The organism is Dyadobacter sp. HNCC25DJ185, from assembly GCF_056895195.1.
The window spans coordinates 138080-163271 of record NZ_JBXHAR010000004.1 but is presented as its reverse complement, the minus strand read 5'-3'; the positions used below and the strand labels follow the sequence as shown (position 1 = coordinate 163271).

The following is a 25192-nucleotide window of genomic DNA, read 5'->3' as shown; positions in this document are numbered from 1 at the left end:
AGGTTTTACAAATCCCGTGGCAGGCGGATGGCTATTAGGCGTTCTTCGTACGTTACCTATGGCTATTTTCTTTTGCCTGACACTTTTTTGAGCGGTAGCAAACAGCGAAAAAGCCAGCATCAAAATCAGGAAACAAACGATTTTTTTCATAACTGTTGTGTATTCGTTATCAAGATTTGCTCCTGGGAGTAATGTCTGTGGAAAGGAATCTGGTTCGTGTAGCGCTCTCAAAAATTAATATGCCAGTATAAGCTGAATCCTGTTTACATCGGCTCAATCAATTGCGTTTCGGTAGTTTTTGATTTAGCTATTTGGCTGATTATTAGCAAAAACCAGAACCATGGATACCAATAATTTGATATAAAAACAAAATGAACCAATGCTGCAATGAAAGAGCAAAGAAAAATGGTTCTTAAATTTTTATCCTTAATTGAGATAATATCAATGAGATTAAATAAAATGAAGCACAGGAAAAGTGATAAACCGAGGGCGCCGCTTTCGAGGAGGAAGGTGAAATATAACACCAACGCAGCTTCATCATAGCGAAGTGAATTGTAAGCGGCCGGACCGTAACCGAATATGAGATGAAAAACGTCGGCGCTTTTCATTGTTGTGATCACCTGAACGGCTCTTTCGGATCTATCGTTGGCAGAACTGGAAGTAGTTACTTTGTCATAAACAGTAGCTTCCAAGATTTCAGAGCCGACTGTTTTGTAGAAATAAAACAAGCCGGCAATGATCAGCAGGCTGAAAGTAACAATAGAAATAAATCTGGATACTTTTACCTTTCTGTTTATTTGTAATAGTTTACGTGTTGTTCTTCCCATTAATACAATTGCAGAAATACCGCCTGCGATAATCCATCCCGCACTGCTAAAAGAAAATATGAAGCAGAAGATCATAGATATCAGGGTTATGACAAACAATTTTCTGTTTTTTCGCAACCCGTAAAGGCCAATTGGACCAAGAATTTCATAGTAGAATGCCAAGTGACCCGATTCGATAATAACGGACCTGATCCTGATAAAGCTGGATGCAAATGGTTTGTAACCTTCTACAGCTACCCTAGGAATATATTGGTCGATATCGACAAAATAGATGTTTTTTGCGACGAATTCAATAATGCCAATGATAGAGGTAATTAAAATACCAATACCAATTAGATATACTATTTTATCAAATGAAATTTCCTTTTTTTTAACTTGATCTGTTAAAATATTCCTGAGCATGTAATAGTTGGCCAGTATTACAAAACTATACGCTACCAAGTGATTCAGGGGTTTTCCTGAGAGAAATAGTCCCGAATTGAGAAAGAAACTGGCAACCACAGATGACCAGAACAGCAAAATTGCAATGTCAATATAATCGATTGCGAAGCTTCGTGTTCCTAGTACAAATCCAATTAGAAACAAGAATGATAAGACAAGCAAAATAAGTAAAGTAGGTGTTATTACCTCTGTAAGTGCGAAGGCACTTGTGAAAGGAAGGCTTATAATGTATGCGTATGTCAGAAATCTGGTCAAGAAGAATAAAATTACAGGTAATTGATTATTTTATATTTTATCCAGATAAGAAGATAATTAAACTTCTTGGTGAGTATACTATAATTATTATATCCAAAATCCTCCAATATTTCGAGCCGCTCTGAATTAAGCTTACCGGAAGAGGTAATACTTTCGGGGTGCCTCCGGAAAACACTTATGGGTAATTTCAGATGCTTTAATTTACCAGAATCTAAAAGCCTGAAAGTATAGTCGAAATCGGAGGCGTATTTATATTTTAAATTGTATCCATTGACAAAATCAAGCGATTTTCTTGTTACGATTAATGCCGGGTGGGGTATAAATGTTCCGTGTGTGGAGAGCAAAAGTTGCTTTTTGGTTACCTGGAAACTTTTCCGTAACCGTAGATGATCGCCTTCCCTGATAAATAAATCTGCGTAGTAAGCAAGGGCATCCGGGTATTTTTGAATTTGTTCAAAGATTTTTTGCACGGTATCTTTTTCTGGTATGCAATCGTCGGAATTGATAACCCAGATGAAATCGCCGGAGCTTTTGCTCAATCCTTTGTTAATTGCATCATACATGGATTGGTCTTTTTCACTGATCCAGAATGCTATTTTGTCTTCGTATTTTTTTATTATATCAGTGGTCCTGTCTTCCGATTTTCCGTCAATCAGGATGTATTCAATATTGGGATAGGACTGGGAAACGACACTTTTAATCGTCTCTTCAATATAAATTTCTGAATTGTAGGAAACAGTAATGATTGTAAACTTCGGGTATTTGTTCGCGTTCATAGCTCTTTGCTTGTCTGGCGGATAAACCGTGCAGGATTCCCTCCCCAGATCTCGCGATCCGGAATTGATTTTGTAACAACCGAACCGGCAGCGACAATGCTGTCGGAACCAATGGTTACGCCTTTCAAAATGATGCATTGGGTTCCGATAAAAGCGTTATTCCGGATTTGAATAGGAGCGGTTGCAATATAGGCCTGATCCTGTCCGCTACGTCGTAAAGCAGGATCTAATGCATGAAAATCATTGTCAAGAAGCTGGCACCCGCCGCCTATGTTCACATTATCTTCGATTACGATGCTGGTACGAGCAACAAATATAGAACTGGATATCCCTACATTATTTCCAATTTTTATGGTAGCCCCCTGCAGAATGCGAAACCGGGTTTGCGATGCTAGACCCACGGGATTTGCCCATTTGCTCGAATTGATCACTACGTGGTCACCAAATTCGATTGTTCCTTTTCTGCCACTGACAAATAGAAAACCTGATATTTTTGGGAATGAGTTATATCTCCCGTTACAAAGTTTGATCATTAAATAATTCCAAAGAAAAGGAATGTAAATCAATAGTTTTGACATTTCGCTTGGTATTGACTGACTTTAATAAAAATTATTACTGAATAAGTGATTCCTTAACTCGTTTTATTTTATCCTTTCCATTTGTCCCAAGGACTTGTATTAATGCATTAACCAGGATCAGCTTCGCACTATAAGCAAACCATCCAAGTGAAGGTAAATATTTATAGATTTTATGTTTTAACTGGGCTTTTCTGGTCTCTTTTAATAAAACATATTTACTGATTTGATTGCTTATTCCTCCCTCATACATTTTGGCAATTGTCAATGGAATGAACAGAGCATCGTTTGTTTTGAGATATCCAAGTAGCAGATCGTAGTCGCCCAGCACTCTGTATGAGATATCGTACTGCTCTTCCAAAAACAGTTCTTTCGAATGAAAAGTAGCCTGGTGCGGTATCCTCATTGAAATATTAATAAATTTATCTTTAATGATTTTCCAATCTAGGCCATATGAAACCTCTTTTCCCGAGTCGTAAATAAATTCAACCTTTCCGTAAGCAACTTTACTTCTACAATTGATCAAATATGGAACGGCTTGCTCAATAATGGTATTGTCAGTCAGGAAATCGTCGGAATTGATGAATAATAACCAATCACCGGTTGCTGCCCTTATTCCTTTGTTCATCGCATCATATATTCCGCGGTCTGGTTCGCTGATCCAGTATGCCAGTTGCAGCTGATACTGTTCAATTATTGCAAGTGTTCCATCCGTCGATTTGCCGTCTATGATAATATACTCAATATTTTTATAGGTTTGGGTAAGGATACTTATTATCGTGCCTTCAATTGAGCTTTCTCCGTTTCGAACAACAGTTATGATGGTTATTTTCGGGTCCTGCAGCATGGTTAATCTAACGGTTTCAGGAGTCTCGTTAATGATTGAAATCAGAGGTCCAGCACCTTTATAATGGTATGGGCGAAATCCTGGATATTTTGCGAATAATCTATCTGCTTTCGCACTGGCGGCGTGGCTACTGATCGCTCAATGGCCAACGCGAGTTCTTTAGCAGATCTTGGGTTAAAAAAATCGCAATTTTCATTGCCTTGTTCTCTGTGAACTGGCAAGTCGCTTAAAATAATATATTGGTTAAGTGCCTTACTGTCCTCGACGACAGTGCTCCATCCTTCAAACAAGGAAGGCTGAATAATTGCGGTAGCGTGGTTCATCAGGGATAGTTGTTCCGCCCGGTCAATGAACCCGAGAAACCTGATCCATTTTTGAATCTGTTCTTTTTCAACAAAGGTTTTGAGCGTCTGGAAGTATTCTTTATTTCTGTGATCCTTGTCACTACCTGTAAAAGCAACTTGAAAATCGAGATTTTTGTCTTTTAAAAGCGCAATAGCTTCTAACACAACTTTATGGTTTTTATGCTTCCAAAACTGGTTCGGGGACATAAAATAGGTCTTACCTATATCAAATTTGGACTTTAAATTCAGCGTATTTAAATGCTCGAACCGAGGCAGGATGCTGGCAAATCGGAGGAGCCTGAGATCGCAAATGTGATGTGGATAAAACTGGATAAAATCTTTCATAGCATCATTGCTGCTGAAAACAACAATCCCACCGTTGGATGCAATGGCCGATTGTGTGTTTCGTCGCTCTGCAATTTCTGCTTCGGAAAACATTTCCGGCAGGTAGCGTTCCTGGAAATCAGGGATCCAATGGATCGGCGTTTTGCCGAGAAAGGTGTATGGGTTATAAGGATAAACAATTTCCGGAAGCAAATCATAAAAGGCTGATTTACCTGTTATGATCCTTTTAACCCTGAACCAAACCTTCATCAGCTTATTTGGACTATTGGCCTGGTGAAATTGGATGTAAGGATAGTTGATGTCCCTGACCTCATCTAGCGGCGACCCGTAACCGTGAAATAGTAGTATTTCAGGTTTAAGGTCGTCCCTCAAAAAATTGAGTGCTCTTATGAGGTTCAAAATATAGATAATCCCTCCGGCCCACTCGCTGTAGGTGGAGAGAAAAAGTAACCCGATCTGCTTTCGTTCTACAACTGGCTTCTCCATTGGAAATATTTTTCAAGTCCCTGATGTAGACTTATAGAAGGTTTATAACCCATCGATTGAATCTTTGAAATATCGGCGCGCCAGTTGAGCGGATCTCCTTCCTTTACTTTCCCATTGAAGCTTACCGCCTTTTTCTCTGGGAAAAAAGACAGAAAGGTGGAAACCGCGTGCTCGATCAATATCTCTTCGCCATTGGCTACATTAATTGTTTCCCCCTGAAATTCGGTATGTTGCAGACAACAAATAATCGCTTCGACAACATCTTGAACATGAATGAAATCCCGTGTTTCTTTTCCTGTGCCAAACAGTTCGACAGAATCGGTGTTCTTTGCTTTTTGATATAAGTCCCAGAATAACTGTTTTTTCAATCCGTTACCATAGGCCGAAAAAATACGCAATGAGCATGTTGGGACTTGATGATAAGTGTAAAAACTGCGGCAAATTTGCTCGGATTGCAGTTTATGAAGTCCGTAGGGAGAGATTGGGTTCAAGCTCAAATCCTCGGTAACCGGGATTCTCTCAGGGTTTCCATAAACAGCAGCACTTGATAGATTGATAAATTTACAGGTCGGCTGGTTGGTTCTGACGGCGTCCAGCAGTTTGATGACATTGTAGGTATTTAGGGTAAAATCACGAAGCGGGTTAACCAAAGAATCCGGCACACTCGCAGCGCCAGAACAATTCACGCATGCATCAAAACTCCTGGACTGGAAAATCTTCTGATAGTCTGCATTGGTCGAGTCGATCTGAAAATAGTTCGATTTCTCGTAATCGACTACGACATCGCATTCATAAACTTCAAAGCCCGCTTTTTGAAATTGTGCCGCAACGTAACCACCAATAAAACCCTTGGATCCTACTATAAGAACATTCATTTTATTCATTTAAATACTTTATTATCCTTGCTGGGTTGCCAGCGACAACTGCCCAGGCCGGGACATCTTTGGTAACCACACTTTTTGCTCCAATGACTGCTCCCTCACCGATAGTCACTCCTTTGAGGATTGTCACATCAAAACCAATCCATACTTTATTGCCAATTTCTATTGGTTTTTGGACCACGCTGGTCCAGTCTTTATTCAGAATATTATTGCCGGATTCTGTTAAGTCTTTATAACACTGATGATTATCATTCATCCTGTCTTCCCAATATATAGAATGAGAATTATGATCATATAATGTAATTCCCCACGCCATGGTCACATCATTACCAATCGAAATACTGGTCCTGCAAATGAAATTGGCATTGCCTATGTGAACGTTATCTCCAATAGTTACCTTTCCTTTTGCAGTTTCAAATATGAAATCTGCTTTTATGATGCATTTTTTGCCAACGGTCACGTAATTTCTTTCCTCTTTTTTGGTGTGAAAAAAAAGTCTGATCCCATGTGGCTGCATGATCGTGCCGTCGCCTATCTGATACAAATAGGAGGGAAGTTTACCAAACGTAAACTTGTACCGCAACTTTTTGATCAGGTTCAGGATACTGCTCATGTGTGATTGGTATTTGCGGGTTTTATCAATCGCAGTGCGGTATAATGGCAGATGAGTAATGCCGGTATTGACAATATTCCGGAGACAAGAGGTACAGTTCCCAAACCGGTGTTATACTTGAACCCCAGTTTGATAAGAGGATATACCAAGATAATATTCATAAATGCCAATATGACCTGCGGCATCACTCTTTCGAACGCATTCAAAAATACAGCTCCGGCATAGGCAACAGATTGGACGGAAACAAGAAACGAAAATGGAAGGCAATCTTTACTTGCTACTGCGATTTTACCACTGGTCCAAAGACTGATGAAGTATGGTGCCACGAACATAATTGCGAAAGATCCCCCCGAAACGACCAGAGAAATACCCAGTAGCTTTTTGTAGGTGTTTCTTAATTTTAAAAAATTGCCCTGCGCTTTTAGAAAGACTATCTCGGACCAGAAAACGGAAATGATGATGTTGAAAAAGGTCATATACAGCGTATAAACCTTGTTGATGGTGTCGTAGTAAGTAGTATCCGCAGCCGTGAGGTTGGAATAAACGTAATAATTGCCCATTGAGAAAAGGAGCAAAGTGCTGATTTGCAATATAAAAAATTTGGCCCCAGTAATTAATGTACTGTCAATTATAGGCTTGCTTAGCAGCGATTTGAAATGCGGCAAGCGGATTTCTGATTTGGTGAAAGCAAGGTAAACGCCCGTTCCGTTGACAATGGAGTTGACCACGCTGTATCCTATTGCGATATTCGTAAGATTACCGATAGCATTGATATTGATCAGGAGCACGACGAACGTAGCCCAGAGCACAGCTCTCATCAAGCTTATGAGGGCTGTGTAATGAACAAATCTCAATCCCTGCAAAACCTGATTGCTGATGCTAAATGGAAAATAAATGATGTAAGGAATATATATGATCAGCGATAGCGATTTGTACTTGCTAAGAATAGGATTATTAAAAACGGTATAGACAAAAAAACAGGAAATCAATACTGTAATGATGAGATAGTATTGGAAGGTATTTTTAAAATAGCCATTCAACTTTTCTTTATCTCGGTCGGCGAGGTATTCCGTAACACGGTTACGGAATCCATATCCGATGCCAAAATCGGACGCGAGTATCCAGCTAACGAGCGATATCAAAGTTACCCATAGCCCGTAATTGTCTTTATTAAGATATTGTATCAGCAATGGCACCATTATAAAGCTTATAACGGACGTAGTGATCTGACTAACAAAGGAAATTGACAAGGATTTGCCGGCCCTTCCTAAACTTTCAATGCGATTTTTAATAGACATTGTACAATCTTAAGCTGGGTTCTGATAGTGGCGAAAACCGGATATTTAAACTGAAACAGGAAATCCGTTGAAAAAGAAAGATTTTTCTTTTGGGCATGAAGCGATCTCAGTCCTGCCAAAAGATTTCTCGCAATCACTTCATTGGTGTTTTTTCTGATCAAGAAACTGCTGTAATTGACATTTTTAAGCTCATTCCCGATTTTTTTCTGCCAGAATTCCACTTCATTGATCCACTCTTTGGTAGCAATCAACGTTCCGGTCATGCTCTTTTTCCACACACGGTACCCCGCAATGATCTCCGGTACAAATACCGATTTTGATTGAAGCAGCGCAGTTTGGATAAAGTCACTATCCGTTGCCGTTATTTTGTAAGTTTCGTCAAACTTGCCAATCCTGGTATAGAGCTCTTTCTTGAAAAATATAGCGATCACCCGTGCATCGACACCGTATTTGACAATTTCATAACCCTTTGGAGCGTCTGAAATGGTCAGTTTTTTCACTTTCCAGCTATTTATCTCATTGCCATCTTCATCGATATTTTTATGCCCAAAAACGATCATTTCTGCATCCGGATATTGAGCGATATAAGCCTTAACAGTATCAAATGCTCCTTCGAAAAAGATGTCGTCGTCGGATGCGACGCAGATCCATTCTGCGGTCAGGTTTGAAGCTGCATTGTTCCAGTTCTTGACGACATCAACGACATGATCTGTTCCAATAAATGTGCGGTTCTTAAATTCCTCCCGAAATGCTTCGGTACAGCTGTTTCCATTGTCGCTGACTACCACTTCCACATCCGCAGGAATGGTGTTCAGCAGCATTCTCAAATACCTTTCCCGGTTGTATGTCGGGATTCCAACGCCAATCTTTGGTTTGGGGGATATCATGAATTCAATTTGATGTATTGTGATAGTGTGTCCTGGATATATGCATAATGGGATTCGTTAAGGCCCGGCCAAACGCCCAGCCAGAACGAGTCGTTCATGATGATGTCGGTATTGGTTAAATCACCAACAACCCTGTGCTGAATTTCTCTGTAGGCTGGTTGACGCAGCAAGTTTCCTGCGAATAGCAGCCTGGTGCCTATCTTCTGTTCCTCCAGATATTGAGTAAGATCGCTTCTGTTGAGCGTACTGCCTTCTCTGATGGTGATCATAAACCCAAACCAGCTAGGCTCACTGTGAGGAGTAGCCTCATGCAAAATGAAGTGCTCTTCGAAGGGTTTAAGTGCATCGTAAAGCAGCTTATGGTTTTCCCGACGCTTTGATACAAATTGATCTGCTTTTTGCAATTGACTCAGACCAACTGCTGCCTGCATATCGGTTACTTTCAGATTGAAGCCGATATGGGAATAGGTATATTTGTGATCATAGCCAAATGGCAGACCGCCTAATTGCCATTCAAAACGTTTACGGCAGGTATTGTCCTTCCCCGTTTCGCAATAACAATCTCTTCCCCAATCGCGGAAGCTTTCGACAATCATCTTTAATTTTGGATTGTTGATAAGCACAGCGCCGCCTTCTCCCATTGTAATGTGGTGGGCTGGATAGAAAGATACCGTCGCTAGATCACCGAATGTACCGGTTTTACGTCCACGATAAGTTGCTCCAAGGGAATCACAATCGTCTTCAATAACCCATAAGTTGTATTTCTTCGCAACTTCCATAACTACATCCAAGTCGAAAGGATTTCCAAGACTGTGGGCGATCATAATGGCTTTTGTTTTCGAAGTTATTGCCTGCTCGATAAGAGCAGACTTGATATTATAGGTGGGAATATCAACATCGATAAAAACAGGAATTGCGCCGTATTGCAAAAGAGGATTAATGGTAGTTGGGAACCCTGCTGCGACGGTAATGACCTCGTCCCCCGGCTTAATCTGACGATCTCCGAGCTTAGGAGAAGTTAACGCATAGAAAGCACAAAGGTTTGCGGACGATCCTGAGTTGACCAGGACCGAAAATTTGGAGCCGAAATATTTAGCAAACTGGAATTCGAATTTTTTGCCAAATCTTCCGGTGGTAAGCCATCCATCCATCATTGAATCAATACCCAATAACAGATCATGCTCATTAACTAATTTACCTGTTACCGGAATATAGTCGGTGCCGGCAATGATTTCCCTGGAGGTGTTCTTCTTCAAAATCGGGATCAGTTTTTCGATCAGTTCCGCGTCCAGATTATTAAGATTGTGTGGTGTTTGGTCCATTAAATCAATTAATTAAGGATAAGTCATCCCTCATGTTGAAAGTTAGCTTCTGTTTTGTGCGTGGTATTTTATGGTCATGTACTTTCCATTGCGATCGGTTTTGCAAAAGGCTCCATCTCAGTCAGTGGTTTACCAAATGCAATTTTTGGATAAGCGTTGGCATAGGAGTCAACCATAACTTGTAAAAGTTTGGGTTTGGATTCCCCGTCTTCGCGTAAGAACCATTCTACCGCAGAATCAATCTCCTCGTCCTTCCTGATCGTACTGGCTGCGATGCCATAAGCATGGGCCACCTTTTCAAAATCAGGTGCAGAGTAGCCCCAAAAGGTGGATTGATAACGAGAATTAAAATAACTGTCCTGAAATTGCCGGATCATACCAAGATTATTATTATTGATCACGATCATTTTGACGGGCAGGTTGTTTCGAAAAATGGTCTGCAGTTCCTGTATATTCAACTGGAATCCACCATCTCCTGCTATTACTACAACTGTTTTCTGGGAAGCTAAACAAGCCCCAATGCCCGCGGGCAACGCAAATCCCATAGCCCCCATGCCGCCTGAAGTCAGGAAACGTTGCCCCTCCGTTATTTCAAGGGATTGGGCAGCCCACATTTGGTGATTTCCGACATCCGCAATCCACGCAAATACGTTTCCTGCATTGTGGGATAGCTTATGCATGAAAACATTGGGATTGATCCCTGTAACCGAAGGAAGTTCATTCACGTCGGGCCAGGCTTCTTTCAACGTTCTTATTTCAATTTTCCAGGAGGAAAAATCTGTCCTAACCGGCGTAGTATCCATAAACCTAAGAATGCCTTCAAGAAACGAACTCAGGTCGTCGTGAATAACATGACAGTTTTTAAGCCGGTTATTAAGCTCCCCCAGTTCGCAATCCACATGAACGATCTTTTTTGAACCAAAGAAGCCGGTATCAGCACCGGTTTGTCTAATGTCCAAGCGGCTTCCCAATACCAGTATCAAATCGGATTCACCTATTGCAAGGTTGGCCCATCTGTTGCCGTAAGCCCCTAAGAAACCAATATTACTCTTGTCCGTTCTCGGCAGTACATCTATTCCAAGCAGGGACGTAATGACCGGAAGGGAAGTACTCTCCACAAATTTTTTAAAAAGTGCTTGGGATCCCGAGGACCTCACACCGCCGCCCGCCAGGATAACTGGCCTGGACGAATCATTGATCATCTCAACGATTTCCCGATACATCATTTGCCGGGAAGCATTGTCCCCGGTTGAAGCAGGAACTGTTTTCTCTATATATTCTATTGGCCCGACTGCAATATCAGCACGTTGAATATTCATTGGAATGTCGATTAAAACCGGGCCGGGGCGACCACTTAATACGACCGAAAATGCCTCGTTGAAAACTTCTTCAATTTGAGAAGCATCTTCAATACGATAAACCGCTTTGGTAATCGGCTCAGCCATCGTAGCGATGTCTGTCTCCTGAAATCCTAGCTGTCTTATCGCACGGTCACCTTTTTGCTCATGCAGATTGACTTGCCCGGTGATGAATACAGCAGGGGAGGAATCAAAATAGCAACTTCCAATACCGGTCAGTAGGTTCGTAGCGCCTGGCCCGGATGTAGCTAGAGCGACCCCCGGACGTCCAGTGGATCGTCCAAATGCATCCGCAGCAAAAGAAGCTGCCTGCTCATGATGCATGCTGACGATCTTGATGTCGTCATAAGCCGCAATGGAATCCAGCATATGAGTTATCATCCCCCCAGCCATCTCAAAGACGGTGTGAATTCTCTGTTTTTGGATAAATGCTGCTATATAATCTGATACTTTCATCCTCCTATTATTTAATTGATTTATAGAAATTGATTGTTTCCGCCAAAGCAGACCTCGTATCACATAAATCAAATTGTCCAAATGTGGTATTAAAAAGTTCACTGTTGCCCTCAATGTGCATAGACTGCTGCGGGCGGAAGGGAACAGCTCCAAATGAAATTGCAGCTTTGGATTTAATTATATCGTTGATTTCAAGAATCAGAGACTTCAATGGTCTTGCGTGGTTGGATGATAAGTTGTACACTCCCGAACGATTCTCGGTCATTTGAACAACTTTAAGAATCATACCCACCAGGTCCTTCACATAAAGGTAATCATATTGTTGCGTACAAGCCGTGAGATTACAGGGCCTGTTATTCAGCAGATTATTAATTACCATGGGAACAAACCAGCTCTTGTCTTCTTTTGGTCCAAAAACCGAGTAAACTCTGAGCCAATACCACTCTATACTGTTTTGCTCACAAAATACTTGAAGCGTCTTTTGAGCGGCTAATTTAGCTACTGCATAAGCGCTGTCTGGTCTCGGCAACACCAGTTCACTTACCCGACCTTCGATGGATCCATATTCTGCCTGCGATCCAAAGGCTATGAATTTTTTGACAGGCACCAATCGACTGATTCTAAGCAGTGTAAAAAGAATCTGTAAGTTTGAAAATTGCATTTCCCAGTTTCCACGCTCAATATGGTTTATTCCCGTCCAACCCAGATGAATGATTATTTCTGGCCTAAATTCAAGCAAGGCACTTTCCATAGTGCTTTCCTGGATCCATAAAATCTGGTCTTCGAATTCTTGACAACGCCATAAATCTGTTGAGCGTCTTTTCAATGCCATGAGCTGATAACCTTCATTGATTAGGAGGTTGGCAAGATGTGAGCCAATGAATCCCGACACTCCCGTCAAAAATATTTTGTTATAGGGCATCAGCGAATTCCATTATTTGATCTCGGGTAAAAGAAATAACTGATGCCTGCCCTTCGAACTGTTTATACCAGTCCAATGTTTTTTCGACTGCTGTCTGAGCATTGTATTTGGGCCTCCATTCCAGGACATTAGCAGCCTTGCTGATATCTAGTTTTAAAAGTCCTGCCTCATGAAGCTTCTCTCTGGCCGCTTGGCTTTCGTAATTGCCTTGTCCCCACTTGGCTAACGCAATTTTGACAAGATCCTCTACGGTTAGATTGTCCTCGGGTAGGGGACCAAAATTCCAGCTATCCGCTATTAAAGTCGGGTTGTCAGTCATTTTGGCACCCAAATGCAAGTAGCCGCCTAGCGGCTCCAAAACGTGTTGCCATGGACGGACGGACGAAGGGTTACGAACAAATACTGTTTCGTTTTTTGAGAGGGCCCGTATAATGTCCGGTATGATACGGTCTCTCGCCCAGTCACCGCCCCCAATTACATTACCAGCCCGTGCACTCGCTATCGCTTTTTGATGCGTGGCATATTCTGCAATGTTGAAAAACGAATTTCTGTAAGAACTGATCACCAATTCGGCACAAGCCTTGCTCGCACTATACGGATCGTAGCCTCCCAGGCGATCATTTTCCCTGTAAGGATATTGCCATTCCTTATTCTCATAAACTTTGTCAGTTGTAATCAGAATGACATTGCAGCTTTTTGTTAACATTCTAACTGCATCCAATACATGTGCAGTCCCTATCACATTTACAGCAAACGTTTCGGAAGGCATCTCGTATGAAAGGCGAACAAGCGGCTGCGCGGCGAGATGAAAGATATAATCTGGTTCGAATGAAGTGATTTCAGATATCAGGCGGTCTCTGTCAAGAACATTCGCTATGACCGAATCGCATAACGTGTCGCCTTTTATGACATTGAACAGATCGAAGTCGTGGAGCGGCGCAAGCGAATAGCCCTTGACATCTGCTCCCAGTAAATAAAGCCAATTGAGCAGCCACGAACCTTTAAAACCGGTGTGACCAGTCAGAAAAACCCGTTTGCCTTTATAGTAATGTGTTAAGTGTTGATAATTCATTTGGGTGTCTACCAGTTTTTCCACGGGGCTTTTCCCGAGTCCCACAAATTTTCTAATTCATGTTTATCTCTCAAAGTATCCATTGGCTTCCAGAAGCCGTCATGCTTATAAGCCATCATCTGACGATCTGCGGCTAAGTTTTCAAGAGGTTCTTTCTCAAATATCGTGTTATCGTCGCTTATATAATCCATGACTTCTGGTTGGCAGATAAAAAAACCGCCGTTGATCCATGCGCCATCTCCTTTGGGTTTTTCCAAGAATGAAACAACTTCCTGGTTTTCGGAAATGTCTAGTGCGCCGAATCTTCCGGAAGGCTGCACTGCAGTAACGGTCAGTAATTTATGATGGGCTTGATGATATTCAACGAGGTCTCTAATGTTAATATCTGCAACGCCATCGCCATAGGTGAGCAGGAATGGCTTGTTATCTAGGTACTCTTTCACTTTTCTAACTCTTCCTCCAGTCATGGTTTCGAAACCGGTGTCAACCAGAGTTACTTTCCAATGCTCAGCCAGTGAATTATGTATTTCCACCCTGTTTTCCCGCATGTGGAAAGTTACATCCGATTGGTGAAGAAAATAGTTCGCGAAATACTCTTTTATATAGTAACCCTTGTAACCCAGGCAAATTACAAATTCATTGAAACCATGAGAAGAATAAATTTTCATGATATGCCAGAGGATGGGCTTGCCGCCAATTTCCACCATTGGTTTCGGCTTTGTTACAGTTTCTTCCGAAATACGGGTTCCGAAACCACCAGCTAGCAAGACTACTTTCATGGATCAAATGGATAAGTGAGTGTATTTTTGTGTTTTATTGGATAGTTAGCTGAGTAACTTATTCTGAAGTTTCTCTCTAACAAAAAAAATATACATTAAACCTAAGAAACCGCCTAAAAACGCATAGCCGAGCGCAATAAACAATTTTCGGGGCTTGCTATTACTAAGTGGCACTTTTGCAGGTTCAAGAACTTTAAAGATAGGCTGTTGTTCCTGAACCTTAATTCTTGCTTGTTCTAATCTCGTTACCAAATCGTTATAGATAGCCTGAGCTAGTGTGTATTCTGATTGTAACCGTTGTTCCTCAATTCTGGCTGTGTTAAGGTAAGCATTAATGTTCCTGTCTCTGTAATTTTGCAAAGCATACTCTGCCTTTTGCTGCCTTACTTTGGCTTCTGCTGTTCTTTTTTCAAGAAATATAACTTCTCTTGCCGTTTTGCTAGTTCTATAATCCGACACATAGTTCATAAGGTAGGTGCTCGCGGCATCAACAACGATAGCTGCAACAACAGGATCCCTCATTTCGGCAGCTATAGTTATTATACCTGTCTTGGTATCAATGGAGGTTTGAACTATCTGAAGGATTTTGGCTGCATTACCCATTTCCGAACCTGTCAGGGCAAGAATTTTTGAATCACCGGGTAGTACCGGCCGATTCTCCACTTGTGGGACAGGGGCACTTCCGAACAGCTTCGAAAAAATGCTTTGAGTGTTTTCAGTCTCCAGATATTCCTTCAGAGATTTATATTTGTGATTATACTGGTCTATAACCGGCTGCCTCAGCATAAATATACCAAAAGGAATGCTTTGTAAAACACTCGGATACAAATCAGTTCTCACTGCACCGATTTTCTCAGCAGACATACCGCCCATGGCAAGCCCAGCAAAAAAACCTCCCGTAGTCGGTCCCTGTTCAGGCAGAAGAATAGTTTGAGACAGATATTCTTTTGGCTGCAGGTAACCAGTTAGATACCCTAAAACCCCAAATGCAAATGTTATGGAAACGAGCAGTATGAAATATTGCTTGAAGAAAAAAAACACGTCAGCTATGCTTATTTCAATACTTTCTTTTCGTCGTGCCGCTGAATGAAATGTTGGTTCAGACATAGTTCTAGAATTTCAAGTAACTAAAGTAAGCGTATGATTGTCAGCGCAATGGAGCTTAAGATTGAGATAATTGCAATTCTCTCTCCCGAACTCATTTGTCTTTCCTGTTTAGGTTCCTTTAGAGGAACGGTTATCGTGGATCCCAACTCAATTTTGGGATAAGAGCGAAAAAAAAGAAACTTCTTTGTTCTGTGCGTTCGACCGTTCGGATAGGAAACATAGGCGCGGTTCCTCCAGGCTCTTTCAGTATATCCCCCGGCTTGAGAGATGTAATCCGTATAAGAAAATCTGCCATCAAAATTCATTACAGAGGGATTTTGTACACCGCCCTGAATCCGGACGGTTTCAATTTTAATAGGTATAACCAAGTTATCTCCATTTTGCAATAAAAGATTTGATGGTAGTTCGGGTCTCTTTAATATCGCATCCAGGTCTACCGCAACCAGCTCGTTATTTCTGTAAAACCTCGCACCGCCCAGGTAAGCCTCGGGTTTGAGACCCCCTGCTTTTGGGAACAAGTCAGTGATACGCTCGAAATTTGATAAAATGGTATAAGTACCCGGATACTTAACTTCACCTGAAATAGTAGCTGTCTTTTGATTTTCATATCGGGGCGATTTTCGCACAAAAATGATATCAAAAGGTTGAAGCTTGAATTTCTGATCCTCCGGATTTAAACTAAGATTTTCAGAAACATTTAACGTAAAGATTCGGACATTCTGTGAATTAGGAAGATCCAACGTGTCTTCTTTAACCCTTCGGGAAACTTCAATTCTATAGGGGATACCGCCTTCCACATAACCCCCAGATTGAAATATTACGTCCGCAACGGTAATATCTTTATAATAGTAATAATCGCCAGGATTGATGACAGCTCCTGCGATTGATAAATAGGTAAATTCTTTGAGGTCTTCAACGGATTTAATAGTAAGAATGTCACCGGCAAGCAAAGGAATATCTTCAATTTCACCATTGATTAGCTTGCGCAGGTCAATGGCAACGATACCGTTTTGTGTATCGCCTGAGGATCTTTCCAGTATGGCACGATTAAGAAATGCCCTTGGGCTAAGTCCTTGGGCAGTTTGAATCAATTCGAGGACGGTATTGCATTTTTCTTCCAGCGCGTAGGCACCGGGTATAGTGACAGCACCATTGACCTCAACCTGATTGATCACGACGTCAAGTATTTGTTTGATGTTGAATATGTCACCGTTTCTAAGCGCAAATGTTTCAACTTGAGCTGAATCCAGGCTACCTATGATATAGTTAGTGCCTGTATTACGTTGATAAGTGAGTACTTTGGTATAAGCCTCTGGTGTGAAGCCACCAGCATAACGTATTAATGATAAGATCTTTTCGCCTGGTTTTGCCTCGAAAATACCTGGCCTTTTTACTTGGCCATTCAGCTCAATTCTTGTATCAAAAGGCCTAATGAGGATGATGTCCTGATCTTGTAACGCTATGTTATCAAGTAAATCGGCGTCTACCAGGAAACGATACAGGTCAATTTTCTTGACAACCTTGTTGTTTCTGATCACTTCGATGTTTCTGAAAGAGCCGTTGCGGCTAGGTCCCCCGGACAATGAAAGCGCATTAAAGGCCGTTGCGAGAGACGATAAAGTGTAAGTGCCTGGCCTGACAGCTTCTCCGGTGATCATTATTTTTATGCTGCGCACATTTCCCAGTGTGATAGAAGAATAAGTGCCAGAACCTGGACGGTTTAATGTAGAATAAGCCTGCCTCAGCCTGTTTACAATTCGTTCATTCGCTTGTTCGATCGTTAAACCATTCACGTACACCGGCGCGAGATTCAGCATCTTCACTGTTCCTTCCGGACTGACTTTCATCCGGAAATTGTCGACCGCATTACCGTAAATGTCAATTACAATCTCGTCTTCGGGGCCAAGAATGTAATTTTTTGGTGTAGCCAGTCGCAGGTTAGGTTCGAAGGTAGAATTGCCGGATGCGAAAAACGCAGAGCCGAAAGTTCTGCTCAGTCGACGGCCACCAGGCGGCCTGGAATTGGTTGAATCTCTCTCATTATTGGACTCATCATCGAGCTCATCAAGACCATCCTGATCTCTTGTCTCATCCAATTGGTCCCTGTTCGTATCCTGTACCCGCTTTTGCTCTTCCGGTTTTTGCTGCAACCGCTTTCGCATAGCTGAAATCTGATCGAGGGTATAACCTCTTTGTAATGCGGCCCGCTCGATATCCATATCTGTCATACCAGCGGATTTTGCCTGGTTATAAAAGTCAACTGCCTGCTGATTGCTGATCTGAGCCGGATTCACCTGAGGCTGAGTTACAGGATTGATTTGAGCTGGCAATTGTTGTGGCGACGTATTCTGTCCAAGAACATGGACACTAATCAGTGTCAGGGCCGATAGAAAAATGGGAAAGAAATTTCTTTTTGAAAAGGATTGATAATGCATGCAGTGTATTTTATTATTCTCAGTACCATGGTATTAAAATGGTGCCAGGTTAGCACTAGGAAGTTCGAGTAAAACTACGAATCTTATTTAATTAAATTCTAAAATGAAATATTGTTGTTGTGAAAACGGGCTATTCAACCTTTATCGACAATTCTTTAAGTTGGCTATCGGAAATAACTGAGGGCGAGTCGATCATCACGTCACGACCCGAATTGTTTTTAGGGAAGGCGATGAAATCGCGGATTGATTCGGCGCCTCCAAAAATCGAGCAAAGCCTGTCGAAGCCGAATGCAATTCCGGCATGTGGAGGTGCTCCAAATTCGAATGCATTCATTAGAAAACCAAATTGTTCCTGCGCTTCTTCGGTGGAGAATCCCAAAATTTCAAACATTTTTTGTTGCAAGCCACGTTCAAAAATCCTGACAGAACCCCCGCCCACTTCAACGCCATTAATCACCAAATCGTATGCATTGGCCCGAACCAAGCCTAAATTCTTATCCAAAAGCGCTATATCTTCCAATTTCGGGCTTGTAAAAGGATGGTGCATCGCGAACCAGCGATTTTCACTTTCCCCGAATTCAAGTAACGGAAAGTCCAGGACCCAAAGCGCCCGGTACTCGTCAGGATTCCGCAAGCCAAGCCTGGAACCCATCTCCAGCCTAAGTTCATTCAATTGTTTGCGGGTCTTGTCTGCCTGGCCGGATAAGATCAGCATGAGATCGCCCGGTTTGGCATTGAATGCAACTACCCATTTTTTTAGCTCATCTTCGGTGTAGAATTTGTCAACGGAAGATTTGATTGAGCCATCGGTATTATATCTAACATAAATCAACCCTTTCGCTCCGATCTGCGGGCGCTTCAGCCATTCCGTCAATTCATCCACTTGCTTGCGCGTGTATGCTGCGCAGCCAGGCGCACAAATTCCAACTACCAACCCTGCATCATCAAAAACGCCAAAGCCTTTTCCCGATGTAAGGTCCAATTCCTCGCCCTTTAGCTCCGTAAATTTCATCTCGAAACGCGTATCGGGTTTGTCGGACCCATATTGCCGCATTGCATCGGCGTAGGTCATTCGCGGCACTTCGGGAAGATCTATCCCTTTCACTTTGCTGAAAAGGGTTTTGATCAGCCCCTCGAAAGTGTTGAGCACATCTTCCTGTGTTACGAAGGACATTTCGCAGTCTATCTGCGTGAATTCGGGCTGGCGGTCCGCACGTAAATCCTCATCCCTGAAACATTTGACGATCTGGTAGTAACGGTCAAAGCCTGCAACCATTAAAAGCTGCTTGAAGGTCTGGGGTGATTGGGGAAGGGCATAAAACTCCCCTGGGTTCATCCGGCTGGGCACCACAAAATCGCGTGCCCCTTCAGGAGTTGATTTGATTAAAACCGGCGTTTCTACCTCGATGAAGTTTAAATCATCCAGATATGCACGTGTATGACGGGCAACCTGGTGACGCAACTGCAGATTTTTGCGTACCACATTTCTTCTGAGATCCAGGTACCGGTATTTCATTCGTATATCATCACCGCCATCCGTTTCATCCTCGATTAGAAAAGGCGGGAGTTTTGCAGGATTCAGGACATTCAGTTCACGAACCCGGATCTCGATATCACCGGTTGCTATTTTATCATTTTTAGACAGGCGCTCAATTACTTCGCCTTTTGTGGAGATAACAAACTCCCGGCCCAGGGAACGGGCTGTTTCCAATACCTCTGAGGCTGTTTTTCCTTCTTCAAAAAGCAGCTGCGTGATCCCGTAACGGTCACGCAAATCGAGCCAGATCATTCCTCCCTTGTCGCGAACCCGCTGAACCCAACCGCACAATACAACCTCTTGATTAACATGTTCTAAGCTTAACTCACCACAGGTATGTGTTCGTAACATATAACTATTTTAATACTGATATAAAGAAAGTCCCTGATAATAAATGCCGCAAAACTACGTATTTTTAGCAAATCTAACATGAAGTGTTTTCTATGAATCTATATAAAAGATGGGGAGGACAGCTTGGAATTTGTTTCTCTCTGCTTATATTTTGCATAACCTGTTCATGTGACCCGGATCCAGACCCGATAACGGGAAGCTCGGATCAGTTTGAAACAACACCAGAAAAATTTCCGATAACGCCGGGCATTATTGATGAAGCTTCCGGTTTGGTGGCAAGTCAGAATTTCACCGGATACTTCTGGACGAACCAGGATTCAGGAAATCCTCATTCCATTTACCTGATCAGTAAAGATGGCAAATCGATAAAAGAATATAACGTACCTGGGTCGGCGAACCATGATTGGGAGGATATTGCCGCGGGCGGCGGGCCAAACGCGGGGACTAATTATCTTTATATTGGTGACATAGGGAATAATAATGCGCCTATGACGACTACGAATACCATCTATCGTGTACCCGAAATCGCTGACCCCAATGGTTCATTCAATGAGGGATCAGTCGAGAAAATCGTTTTCAGTTATCCGGATGGCCCCAGGGATGCGGAGTCGCTGTTTCTGGATCCGATCACAAAAGATATTTTTGTGATCTCAAAAGTTCAGCAGGGAACAGGAATCTACCGGCTGCCATTTCCCCAGTCTGTTGGTGTGACAATCGTTGCCGAGAAAGTAGGCGAGGTACCTTCGGTTTCGGTAGCGACAGCGGCAGATATCTCCAAGGATGGCAGTGAAATCGTGATCAGAACTTATTTATCGGTATATTATTGGAAGCGAAAAGCAGATGAAACTGTGGGACAAACACTCACTCAGGCGGCCAACAAGCAGTTGACTGTAGCCCTTGAACCGCAGGGCGAAAGCATTTGCTTTGATACAGACGGGAAGGGTTTTTATACACTTAGTGAAAAGTCCAGTTCGACAGCCGTGTCATTAAATTTTTACAAAAGAAAATAGAGCCAACGATGATGAAAAATGTACTCTGCGCCATTTTAATACTGGTAATATACCGTGCTCAGGCGCAAAATGCTTCTTATGAGAAATTCATAAGAGATAATTATTCGAAAACTGAATACGATATTCAGGTCCGGGATGGCATAAAGCTGCACACCATTGTTTATGTACCAAAGGATGCTGCTCCCGAAAAGAAATATCCGTTTTTGATGCAGCGTACATGCTACAGCGTGGCGCCGTACGGGGCAGACACTTATCCCCCGAGAATCGGGCCCAGCACAGCTTTAATGCAGGACAAATTCATCTTTGTTTACCAGGATGTGCGCGGTCGCTATATGAGCGAAGGCGTGTGGACAAATATGACCCCACACATTGATCAGAAAAAAGCAAAGACTGACGTCGACGAAGCCTCAGATACCTATGACACCATTGAATGGTTATTGAAGAATATACCCAATAACAATGGCAGGGTAGGGCAATGGGGCATATCTTATCCCGGCTTTTATGCCACTGCGAGCGCACTTTGCGAGCATCCGGCTTTGAAGGCTACTTCGCCCCAAGCTCCGATCGCAGATTTTTTCTTTGACGATTTTCACCATAACGGCGCCTTTACCCAGGGCTACTACCTGACTTTCCCGGTTTTTGGGATAAAACCCCCGAAACCAACAACGGCGTCCTGGTTTACCGGCGAAATAATCAAGCCACAGCCAGATGGTTATACGTTCAATCTGAACATGGGCTCCCTGAAGAACTTCGACCGCTTCTATTCCAAAAACTTTTTCTGGCAGGAAACGGTGGATCATCCTAACAAGGATGCTTTCTGGCAAAAGAGGGATATACTTCCTCATTTGAAAAACGTCAAACCCGCATTCATGATCGTAGGTGGATGGTTTGACGCTGAAGATCTGTACGGGCCATTGAATACATACAAGACAATTGAAAAAAACAATCCTTCAGCTTACAATACCCTTGTAATCGGACCATTTGGGCATGGCAGATGGAGCCGCGAGACTGGGCACACTTTGCACAATGACATTTATTTTGGAGATAGCATCGCCACATTTTATCAGAACAACATAGAAGCCAGGTTTTTCAGGCATTTTCTAAAGGAAGCAGGTGACGGGAAGACCGGTTTGCCGGAAGCTTATTTGTTTGATACGGGGAAGAAAGAATGGAAAACATTCGATAAATGGCCGGTTGCTGGCCTGGAAAAGAGAAAACTCTACTTTCACCAAGGTGGTAAACTGGATTTTAATGCTCCCAAAGAGACCAAGTCAGCCAGTGAATATATTAGTGACCCCTCAAAACCAGTACCTTATACTGCCAATTACAAGCAGATGTCTGGATTTACGCCCTTTGAATATATGTCAGAGGATCAGCGTTTTGCATCTTCGCGAAGCGATGTCCTGGTGTTTGAAACCGAAGTTCTGGATCAGGATATGACTTTGGGCGGCGAAATTACAGCTTTGCTAAAAATCAGTACCACAGGAACGGACGCGGACTTTTTTGTCAAACTGATCGACGTTTATCCCGGCGATGAAAAAAACCATGATTTTCTTCCGGATGGCAAAACCGTACTGGCGGGATATCAGCAGATGGTGCGCAGCGAGGTTATGCGCGCCAGGTTTCGTAACAGTTTCGCAAAGCCCGAACCTCTGGTAGCTGGTAAGATAACCGACATTCAATTCCGTTTACAGGATGTGCTCCATACCTTCAAAAAGGGCCACCGCATCATGGTACAGGTTCAAAGTACTGCATTTCCCTTGTTTGATCGAAATCCTCAGAAATACGTCGAAAATATTTACAAAGCCCAGGATTCGGATTTTATTTCAGCCAAACAAACCCTTTATCACCAGGGAAGTGCTGCCAGTGCATTGGAAGTGGATGTGATCAGATAAATCCAGCTCTTGATTTTATGTTTAATAAACTTTTTATAATGAGTGTTATTAGTGCAACCGTCATTTCGCCGGACGGGTTTTCTCAGAGCCTGTCTTATCCAAAAACTAAAAAAACAGATCAAGTTGATGATTACCATGGCGTAAGAGTGCCGGACCCTTACCGCTGGCTGGAAGATGATCGATCGGCTGAGACCGCAGCCTGGGTGAAGGCTCAGAATGAAGTTACATTCAGTTATCTCGACAAAATTCCATTTAAGGAGAAAATATTTACCGACCTGGAAAAGGCATACAATTATCCCAAATATTCGGCGCCAAGGAAAAAAGGTGAGTATTTCTATTTTTATAAAAACGACGGACTACAAAATCAGGCGGTTTTATATCGTCAGAAAGGCCTGAAAGGTACGCCCGAAGTTGTGCTGGACCCCAATAAACTCTCAGGAGACGGGACGACACGGCTTACCGTATTTAGTCTTTCCAAAGACGGTCAGCATGCAGTTTTAGGTTTTTCCAAAGGAGGCTCCGATTGGCAGGAATACAATGTGATGAACATGAAAACGCTGAAAATGCTATCGGATCGGGTTGAATGGGTAAAAATTTCAGGTGCAGCGTGGCAAGGCGATGGTTTCTATTATAGCCGCTACCCTAAACCCGAAGGAAGTGCATTGGCTGCAAAAAATGAAAACCACCAGGTATATTATCATCAAATCGGCACCGAACAAAAAGAGGATAAACTTATTTTTGAAGATGCTTCCAATCCTCAGCGTTTTCACACCGTGGGTACTACCGAAGACGAGCAATACGCCATCTTGACGGTAAGTGACCGTGGTAAGGGTAAAGATGGAAACGGACTTTGGGTGATGAAAAAGGGAGAGACGAAATTCGATCCCATCAAAGAAGAGATCACAGATTTTAGCTTTGGGATCATAGATAACATTGGAGCCAATTTTTTGATTGAGACCAATGAGGACGCACCCAATAGTAAGGTAGTCCTTTACGAATCCCGGACAAAGAAGTGGAAAACAGTGATTCCCGAAAAGTCTGAGCCATTGCAGGGGGCAGGTACTGCTGGTGGCAAATTATTCGCTTCCTATCTGAAAGATGTCACGACGCGGGTAAATGTGTATGACCTGACCGGTAAGCCGGAGAATGAAGTGCATTTGCCAGGACTGGGTTCTGCAAGCGGTTTTGGAGGGGAAAAGGAAGATACATTCGTTTTTTACACCTATACCTCATTTAATTATCCCCCTACGATTTTCAGATATGAGATAGCGTCCAAAAAGAGTGAAGCCTTTCGGGAGCCGGAGGTTTCATTTAAGCCGGAGGACTACGAAACCAAACAGGTTTTTTATCCAAGTAAGGACGGGACTCAAATTCCGGCTTTTATTACTTACAAAAAGGGCCTGCAACTGGATGGTTCAAACCCGACCGTACTTTACGGTTATGGCGGGTTTAACATAAGCCTTCCGCCTTCGTTTAGTCCGACGCGTATCCCGTTTTTGAACCAGGGCGGTGTTTTTGTACAAGCCAACCTGAGGGGTGGGAGTGAGTATGGCGAGAAATGGCATGAGCAGGGGATGAAGCTCAAAAAACAAAATGTATTTGATGATTTCATCGCTGCTGCCGAATACCTGATCAAGGAAAAATATACATCTCCTGAAAGGCTGGCCGTTCAGGGGGGCTCTAATGGCGGTCTGCTAGTTGGGGCTGTGATAAACCAGCGTCCGGATTTGTTCAAGGTCGCATTTCCTGCTGTGGGTGTCATGGATATGCTGCGTTTTCACAAGTTCACCATCGGTTGGAACTGGATAGCCGACTACGGAAGCGCCGACAATGTGGAGGAATTCAAGGTATTGTATGCCTATTCGCCATTGCACAACATCAAGCAGGGCGGCATGTATCCTGCAACAATGGTCACCACGGCAGATCATGACGATCGCGTGGTACCGGCGCATTCATTCAAATATGCAGCCGAATTGCAGGCAAAAGCCGGCGCGACTTCCTCAAATCCTTTATTGATCCGTATTGACACGAACTCGGGGCATGGTGCCAGCAATACCAAAAAGGCATTGGAAACGCAGGCAGATATTTATGCTTTTATGTTTAAGAATATGGGGTTAGTTTGGAAATAATTCCAAGGGATATAAGGTAATTTTACGGTAAAATGGTCTGAACATAGGAAGCTGTTCAGGCCATTTCTTTTGAATTGAACTTCCAAATCTCACATTTAATCTCAATTTATTTCTACGTGCAGGATACAACAGGACGGTGCCTATGGGTAAGTTTTCTAATCTTGTGACCTGTTCCAGAGTAGTATTTGTCTTGTCAAATCCTTTCTGGGAGATAGAGCCTTTTACCTCAAAAAATGCTAAATAA

The 25192-nt window shown here is 42.7% G+C and carries 19 protein-coding genes and 1 pseudogene; 3 read left to right on the top strand and 17 right to left on the bottom strand.

All coding sequences use genetic code 11. From position 1 onward, the window contains the following. Positions 1-263: 263 nt before the first annotated feature. The 17 genes and pseudogenes from AC1XUF_RS12575 to aspS all read right to left on the bottom strand — a co-directional run bounded on the left by AC1XUF_RS12575 (position 264) and on the right by aspS (position 19914). Positions 264-1229, bottom strand: a complete 966-nt coding sequence (locus AC1XUF_RS12575) for an O-antigen ligase family protein (protein ID WP_483342151.1) — start codon at positions 1227-1229, stop codon at positions 264-266. A gap of 305 nt (positions 1230-1534) precedes the next feature. After that, complete coding sequence (locus AC1XUF_RS12570; protein ID WP_483342150.1) at positions 1535-2299, bottom strand: glycosyltransferase family 2 protein; 765 nt, start codon at positions 2297-2299, stop codon at positions 1535-1537. Beyond that, positions 2296-2877 carry an acyltransferase gene (locus AC1XUF_RS12565; RefSeq protein ID WP_483342149.1) on the bottom strand — a complete coding sequence of 194 codons (582 nt, stop codon included), beginning with the start codon at positions 2875-2877 and terminating at the stop codon, positions 2296-2298. The genes AC1XUF_RS12570 and AC1XUF_RS12565 overlap by 4 nt, the downstream gene beginning before the upstream one ends. 34 nt (positions 2878-2911) lie before the next feature. After that, positions 2912-3721, bottom strand: a complete 810-nt coding sequence (locus AC1XUF_RS12560; protein ID WP_483342148.1) for a glycosyltransferase family 2 protein — start codon at positions 3719-3721, stop codon at positions 2912-2914. A 41-nt stretch (positions 3722-3762) separates the two neighbouring features. Next, positions 3763-4896 carry a glycosyltransferase gene (locus tag AC1XUF_RS12555; RefSeq protein WP_483342147.1) on the bottom strand — a complete coding sequence of 378 codons (1134 nt, stop codon included), beginning with the start codon at positions 4894-4896 and terminating at the stop codon, positions 3763-3765. Next, positions 4878-5771, bottom strand: a complete 894-nt coding sequence (locus AC1XUF_RS12550; protein ID WP_483342146.1) for an NAD-dependent epimerase/dehydratase family protein — start codon at positions 5769-5771, stop codon at positions 4878-4880. Before AC1XUF_RS12550 ends, AC1XUF_RS12555 begins: the two co-directional genes overlap by 19 nt. A gap of 16 nt (positions 5772-5787) precedes the next feature. Next, positions 5788-5940: pseudogene (locus AC1XUF_RS12545) on the bottom strand (LbetaH domain-containing protein); the annotation flags it as partial. A gap of 446 nt (positions 5941-6386) precedes the next feature. Beyond that, entirely contained in the window at positions 6387-7589 is a 1203-nt protein-coding gene (locus AC1XUF_RS12540) for a lipopolysaccharide biosynthesis protein (RefSeq protein ID WP_483342145.1), read from the bottom strand. 68 nt (positions 7590-7657) lie between these two features. After that, on the bottom strand, positions 7658-8575 hold the full coding sequence (locus AC1XUF_RS12535; protein WP_483342144.1) for a glycosyltransferase family 2 protein: 918 nt from the start codon (positions 8573-8575) through the stop codon (positions 7658-7660). Further along, positions 8572-9897, bottom strand: coding sequence for a lipopolysaccharide biosynthesis protein RfbH (gene rfbH, locus AC1XUF_RS12530; protein ID WP_483342143.1), 1326 nt, complete (start codon positions 9895-9897; stop codon positions 8572-8574). The genes AC1XUF_RS12535 and rfbH overlap by 4 nt, the downstream gene beginning before the upstream one ends. 74 nt (positions 9898-9971) lie before the next feature. Beyond that, the gene (locus AC1XUF_RS12525) at positions 9972-11711 is read right to left on the bottom strand and encodes a thiamine pyrophosphate-binding protein (RefSeq protein ID WP_483342142.1); all 1740 of its coding nucleotides are present in this window, start codon (positions 11709-11711) and stop codon (positions 9972-9974) included. 7 nt (positions 11712-11718) lie between these two features. Beyond that, positions 11719-12633 (bottom strand): NAD-dependent epimerase/dehydratase family protein, encoded by a 915-nt coding sequence (locus tag AC1XUF_RS12520; protein WP_483342141.1) that lies wholly within the window; start codon positions 12631-12633, stop codon positions 11719-11721. Then, a complete protein-coding gene (gene rfbG, locus AC1XUF_RS12515; RefSeq protein ID WP_483342140.1) occupies positions 12623-13705 on the bottom strand; it encodes a CDP-glucose 4,6-dehydratase in 1083 nt (360 codons plus the stop codon). Before rfbG ends, AC1XUF_RS12520 begins: the two co-directional genes overlap by 11 nt. Positions 13706-13713: 8 nt before the next feature. Then, on the bottom strand, positions 13714-14484 hold the full coding sequence (gene rfbF, locus AC1XUF_RS12510) for a glucose-1-phosphate cytidylyltransferase (RefSeq protein WP_483342139.1): 771 nt from the start codon (positions 14482-14484) through the stop codon (positions 13714-13716). A 45-nt stretch (positions 14485-14529) separates the two neighbouring features. Continuing rightward, a complete protein-coding gene (locus tag AC1XUF_RS12505; protein ID WP_483342138.1) occupies positions 14530-15591 on the bottom strand; it encodes a GNVR domain-containing protein in 1062 nt (353 codons plus the stop codon). A 20-nt stretch (positions 15592-15611) separates the two neighbouring features. Beyond that, a complete protein-coding gene (locus AC1XUF_RS12500) occupies positions 15612-18026 on the bottom strand; it encodes an SLBB domain-containing protein (protein WP_483342137.1) in 2415 nt (804 codons plus the stop codon). 130 nt (positions 18027-18156) lie between these two features. Further along, on the bottom strand, positions 18157-19914 hold the full coding sequence (gene aspS / locus AC1XUF_RS12495; RefSeq protein ID WP_483342136.1) for an aspartate--tRNA ligase: 1758 nt from the start codon (positions 19912-19914) through the stop codon (positions 18157-18159). A 92-nt stretch (positions 19915-20006) separates the two neighbouring features. On the opposite strand from aspS, the gene AC1XUF_RS12490 reads away from it, so the two are divergent. From AC1XUF_RS12490 to AC1XUF_RS12480, 3 genes are read left to right on the top strand one after another with little or no spacing between them, the layout of a single operon-like run. Then, positions 20007-20924, top strand: a complete 918-nt coding sequence (locus tag AC1XUF_RS12490) for a PE-PGRS family protein (protein ID WP_483342135.1) — start codon at positions 20007-20009, stop codon at positions 20922-20924. Between the two features lie 8 nt (positions 20925-20932). Then, on the top strand, positions 20933-22819 hold the full coding sequence (locus AC1XUF_RS12485) for a CocE/NonD family hydrolase (RefSeq protein WP_483342134.1): 1887 nt from the start codon (positions 20933-20935) through the stop codon (positions 22817-22819). Between the two features lie 38 nt (positions 22820-22857). Beyond that, positions 22858-24948 carry a prolyl oligopeptidase family serine peptidase gene (locus AC1XUF_RS12480; RefSeq protein WP_483342133.1) on the top strand — a complete coding sequence of 697 codons (2091 nt, stop codon included), beginning with the start codon at positions 22858-22860 and terminating at the stop codon, positions 24946-24948. The last annotated feature ends 244 nt before the right edge of the window (positions 24949-25192 follow it).

Bases quoted from the DNA above. Each gene is read 5' to 3' on its own strand.
- AC1XUF_RS12520 (WP_483342141.1), bottom strand. From the start codon at position 12,633: ATGCCCTATAACAAAATATTTTTGACGGGAGTGTCGGGATTCATTGGC.
- rfbG (WP_483342140.1), bottom strand. From the start codon at position 13,705: ATGAATTATCAACACTTAACACATTACTATAAAGGCAAACGGGTTTTT.
- AC1XUF_RS12490 (WP_483342135.1), top strand. From the start codon at position 20,007: ATGAATCTATATAAAAGATGGGGAGGACAGCTTGGAATTTGTTTCTCT.
- AC1XUF_RS12505 (WP_483342138.1), bottom strand. From the start codon at position 15,591: ATGTCTGAACCAACATTTCATTCAGCGGCACGACGAAAAGAAAGTATT.
- AC1XUF_RS12485 (WP_483342134.1), top strand. From the start codon at position 20,933: ATGATGAAAAATGTACTCTGCGCCATTTTAATACTGGTAATATACCGT.
- AC1XUF_RS12525 (WP_483342142.1), bottom strand. From the start codon at position 11,711: ATGAAAGTATCAGATTATATAGCAGCATTTATCCAAAAACAGAGAATT.
- AC1XUF_RS12540 (WP_483342145.1), bottom strand. From the start codon at position 7,589: ATGGTGCCATTGCTGATACAATATCTTAATAAAGACAATTACGGGCTA.
- AC1XUF_RS12570 (WP_483342150.1), bottom strand. From the start codon at position 2,299: ATGAACGCGAACAAATACCCGAAGTTTACAATCATTACTGTTTCCTAC.
- rfbF (WP_483342139.1), bottom strand. From the start codon at position 14,484: ATGAAAGTAGTCTTGCTAGCTGGTGGTTTCGGAACCCGTATTTCGGAA.
- AC1XUF_RS12575 (WP_483342151.1), bottom strand. From the start codon at position 1,229: ATGCTCAGGAATATTTTAACAGATCAAGTTAAAAAAAAGGAAATTTCA.
- AC1XUF_RS12480 (WP_483342133.1), top strand. From the start codon at position 22,858: ATGAGTGTTATTAGTGCAACCGTCATTTCGCCGGACGGGTTTTCTCAG.
- AC1XUF_RS12500 (WP_483342137.1), bottom strand. From the start codon at position 18,026: ATGCATTATCAATCCTTTTCAAAAAGAAATTTCTTTCCCATTTTTCTA.
- AC1XUF_RS12555 (WP_483342147.1), bottom strand. From the start codon at position 4,896: ATGGAGAAGCCAGTTGTAGAACGAAAGCAGATCGGGTTACTTTTTCTC.
- AC1XUF_RS12550 (WP_483342146.1), bottom strand. From the start codon at position 5,771: ATGAATGTTCTTATAGTAGGATCCAAGGGTTTTATTGGTGGTTACGTT.
- rfbH (WP_483342143.1), bottom strand. From the start codon at position 9,897: ATGGACCAAACACCACACAATCTTAATAATCTGGACGCGGAACTGATC.
- AC1XUF_RS12535 (WP_483342144.1), bottom strand. From the start codon at position 8,575: ATGATATCCCCCAAACCAAAGATTGGCGTTGGAATCCCGACATACAAC.
- aspS (WP_483342136.1), bottom strand. From the start codon at position 19,914: ATGTTACGAACACATACCTGTGGTGAGTTAAGCTTAGAACATGTTAAT.
- AC1XUF_RS12565 (WP_483342149.1), bottom strand. From the start codon at position 2,877: ATGTCAAAACTATTGATTTACATTCCTTTTCTTTGGAATTATTTAATG.
- AC1XUF_RS12560 (WP_483342148.1), bottom strand. From the start codon at position 3,721: ATGCTGCAGGACCCGAAAATAACCATCATAACTGTTGTTCGAAACGGA.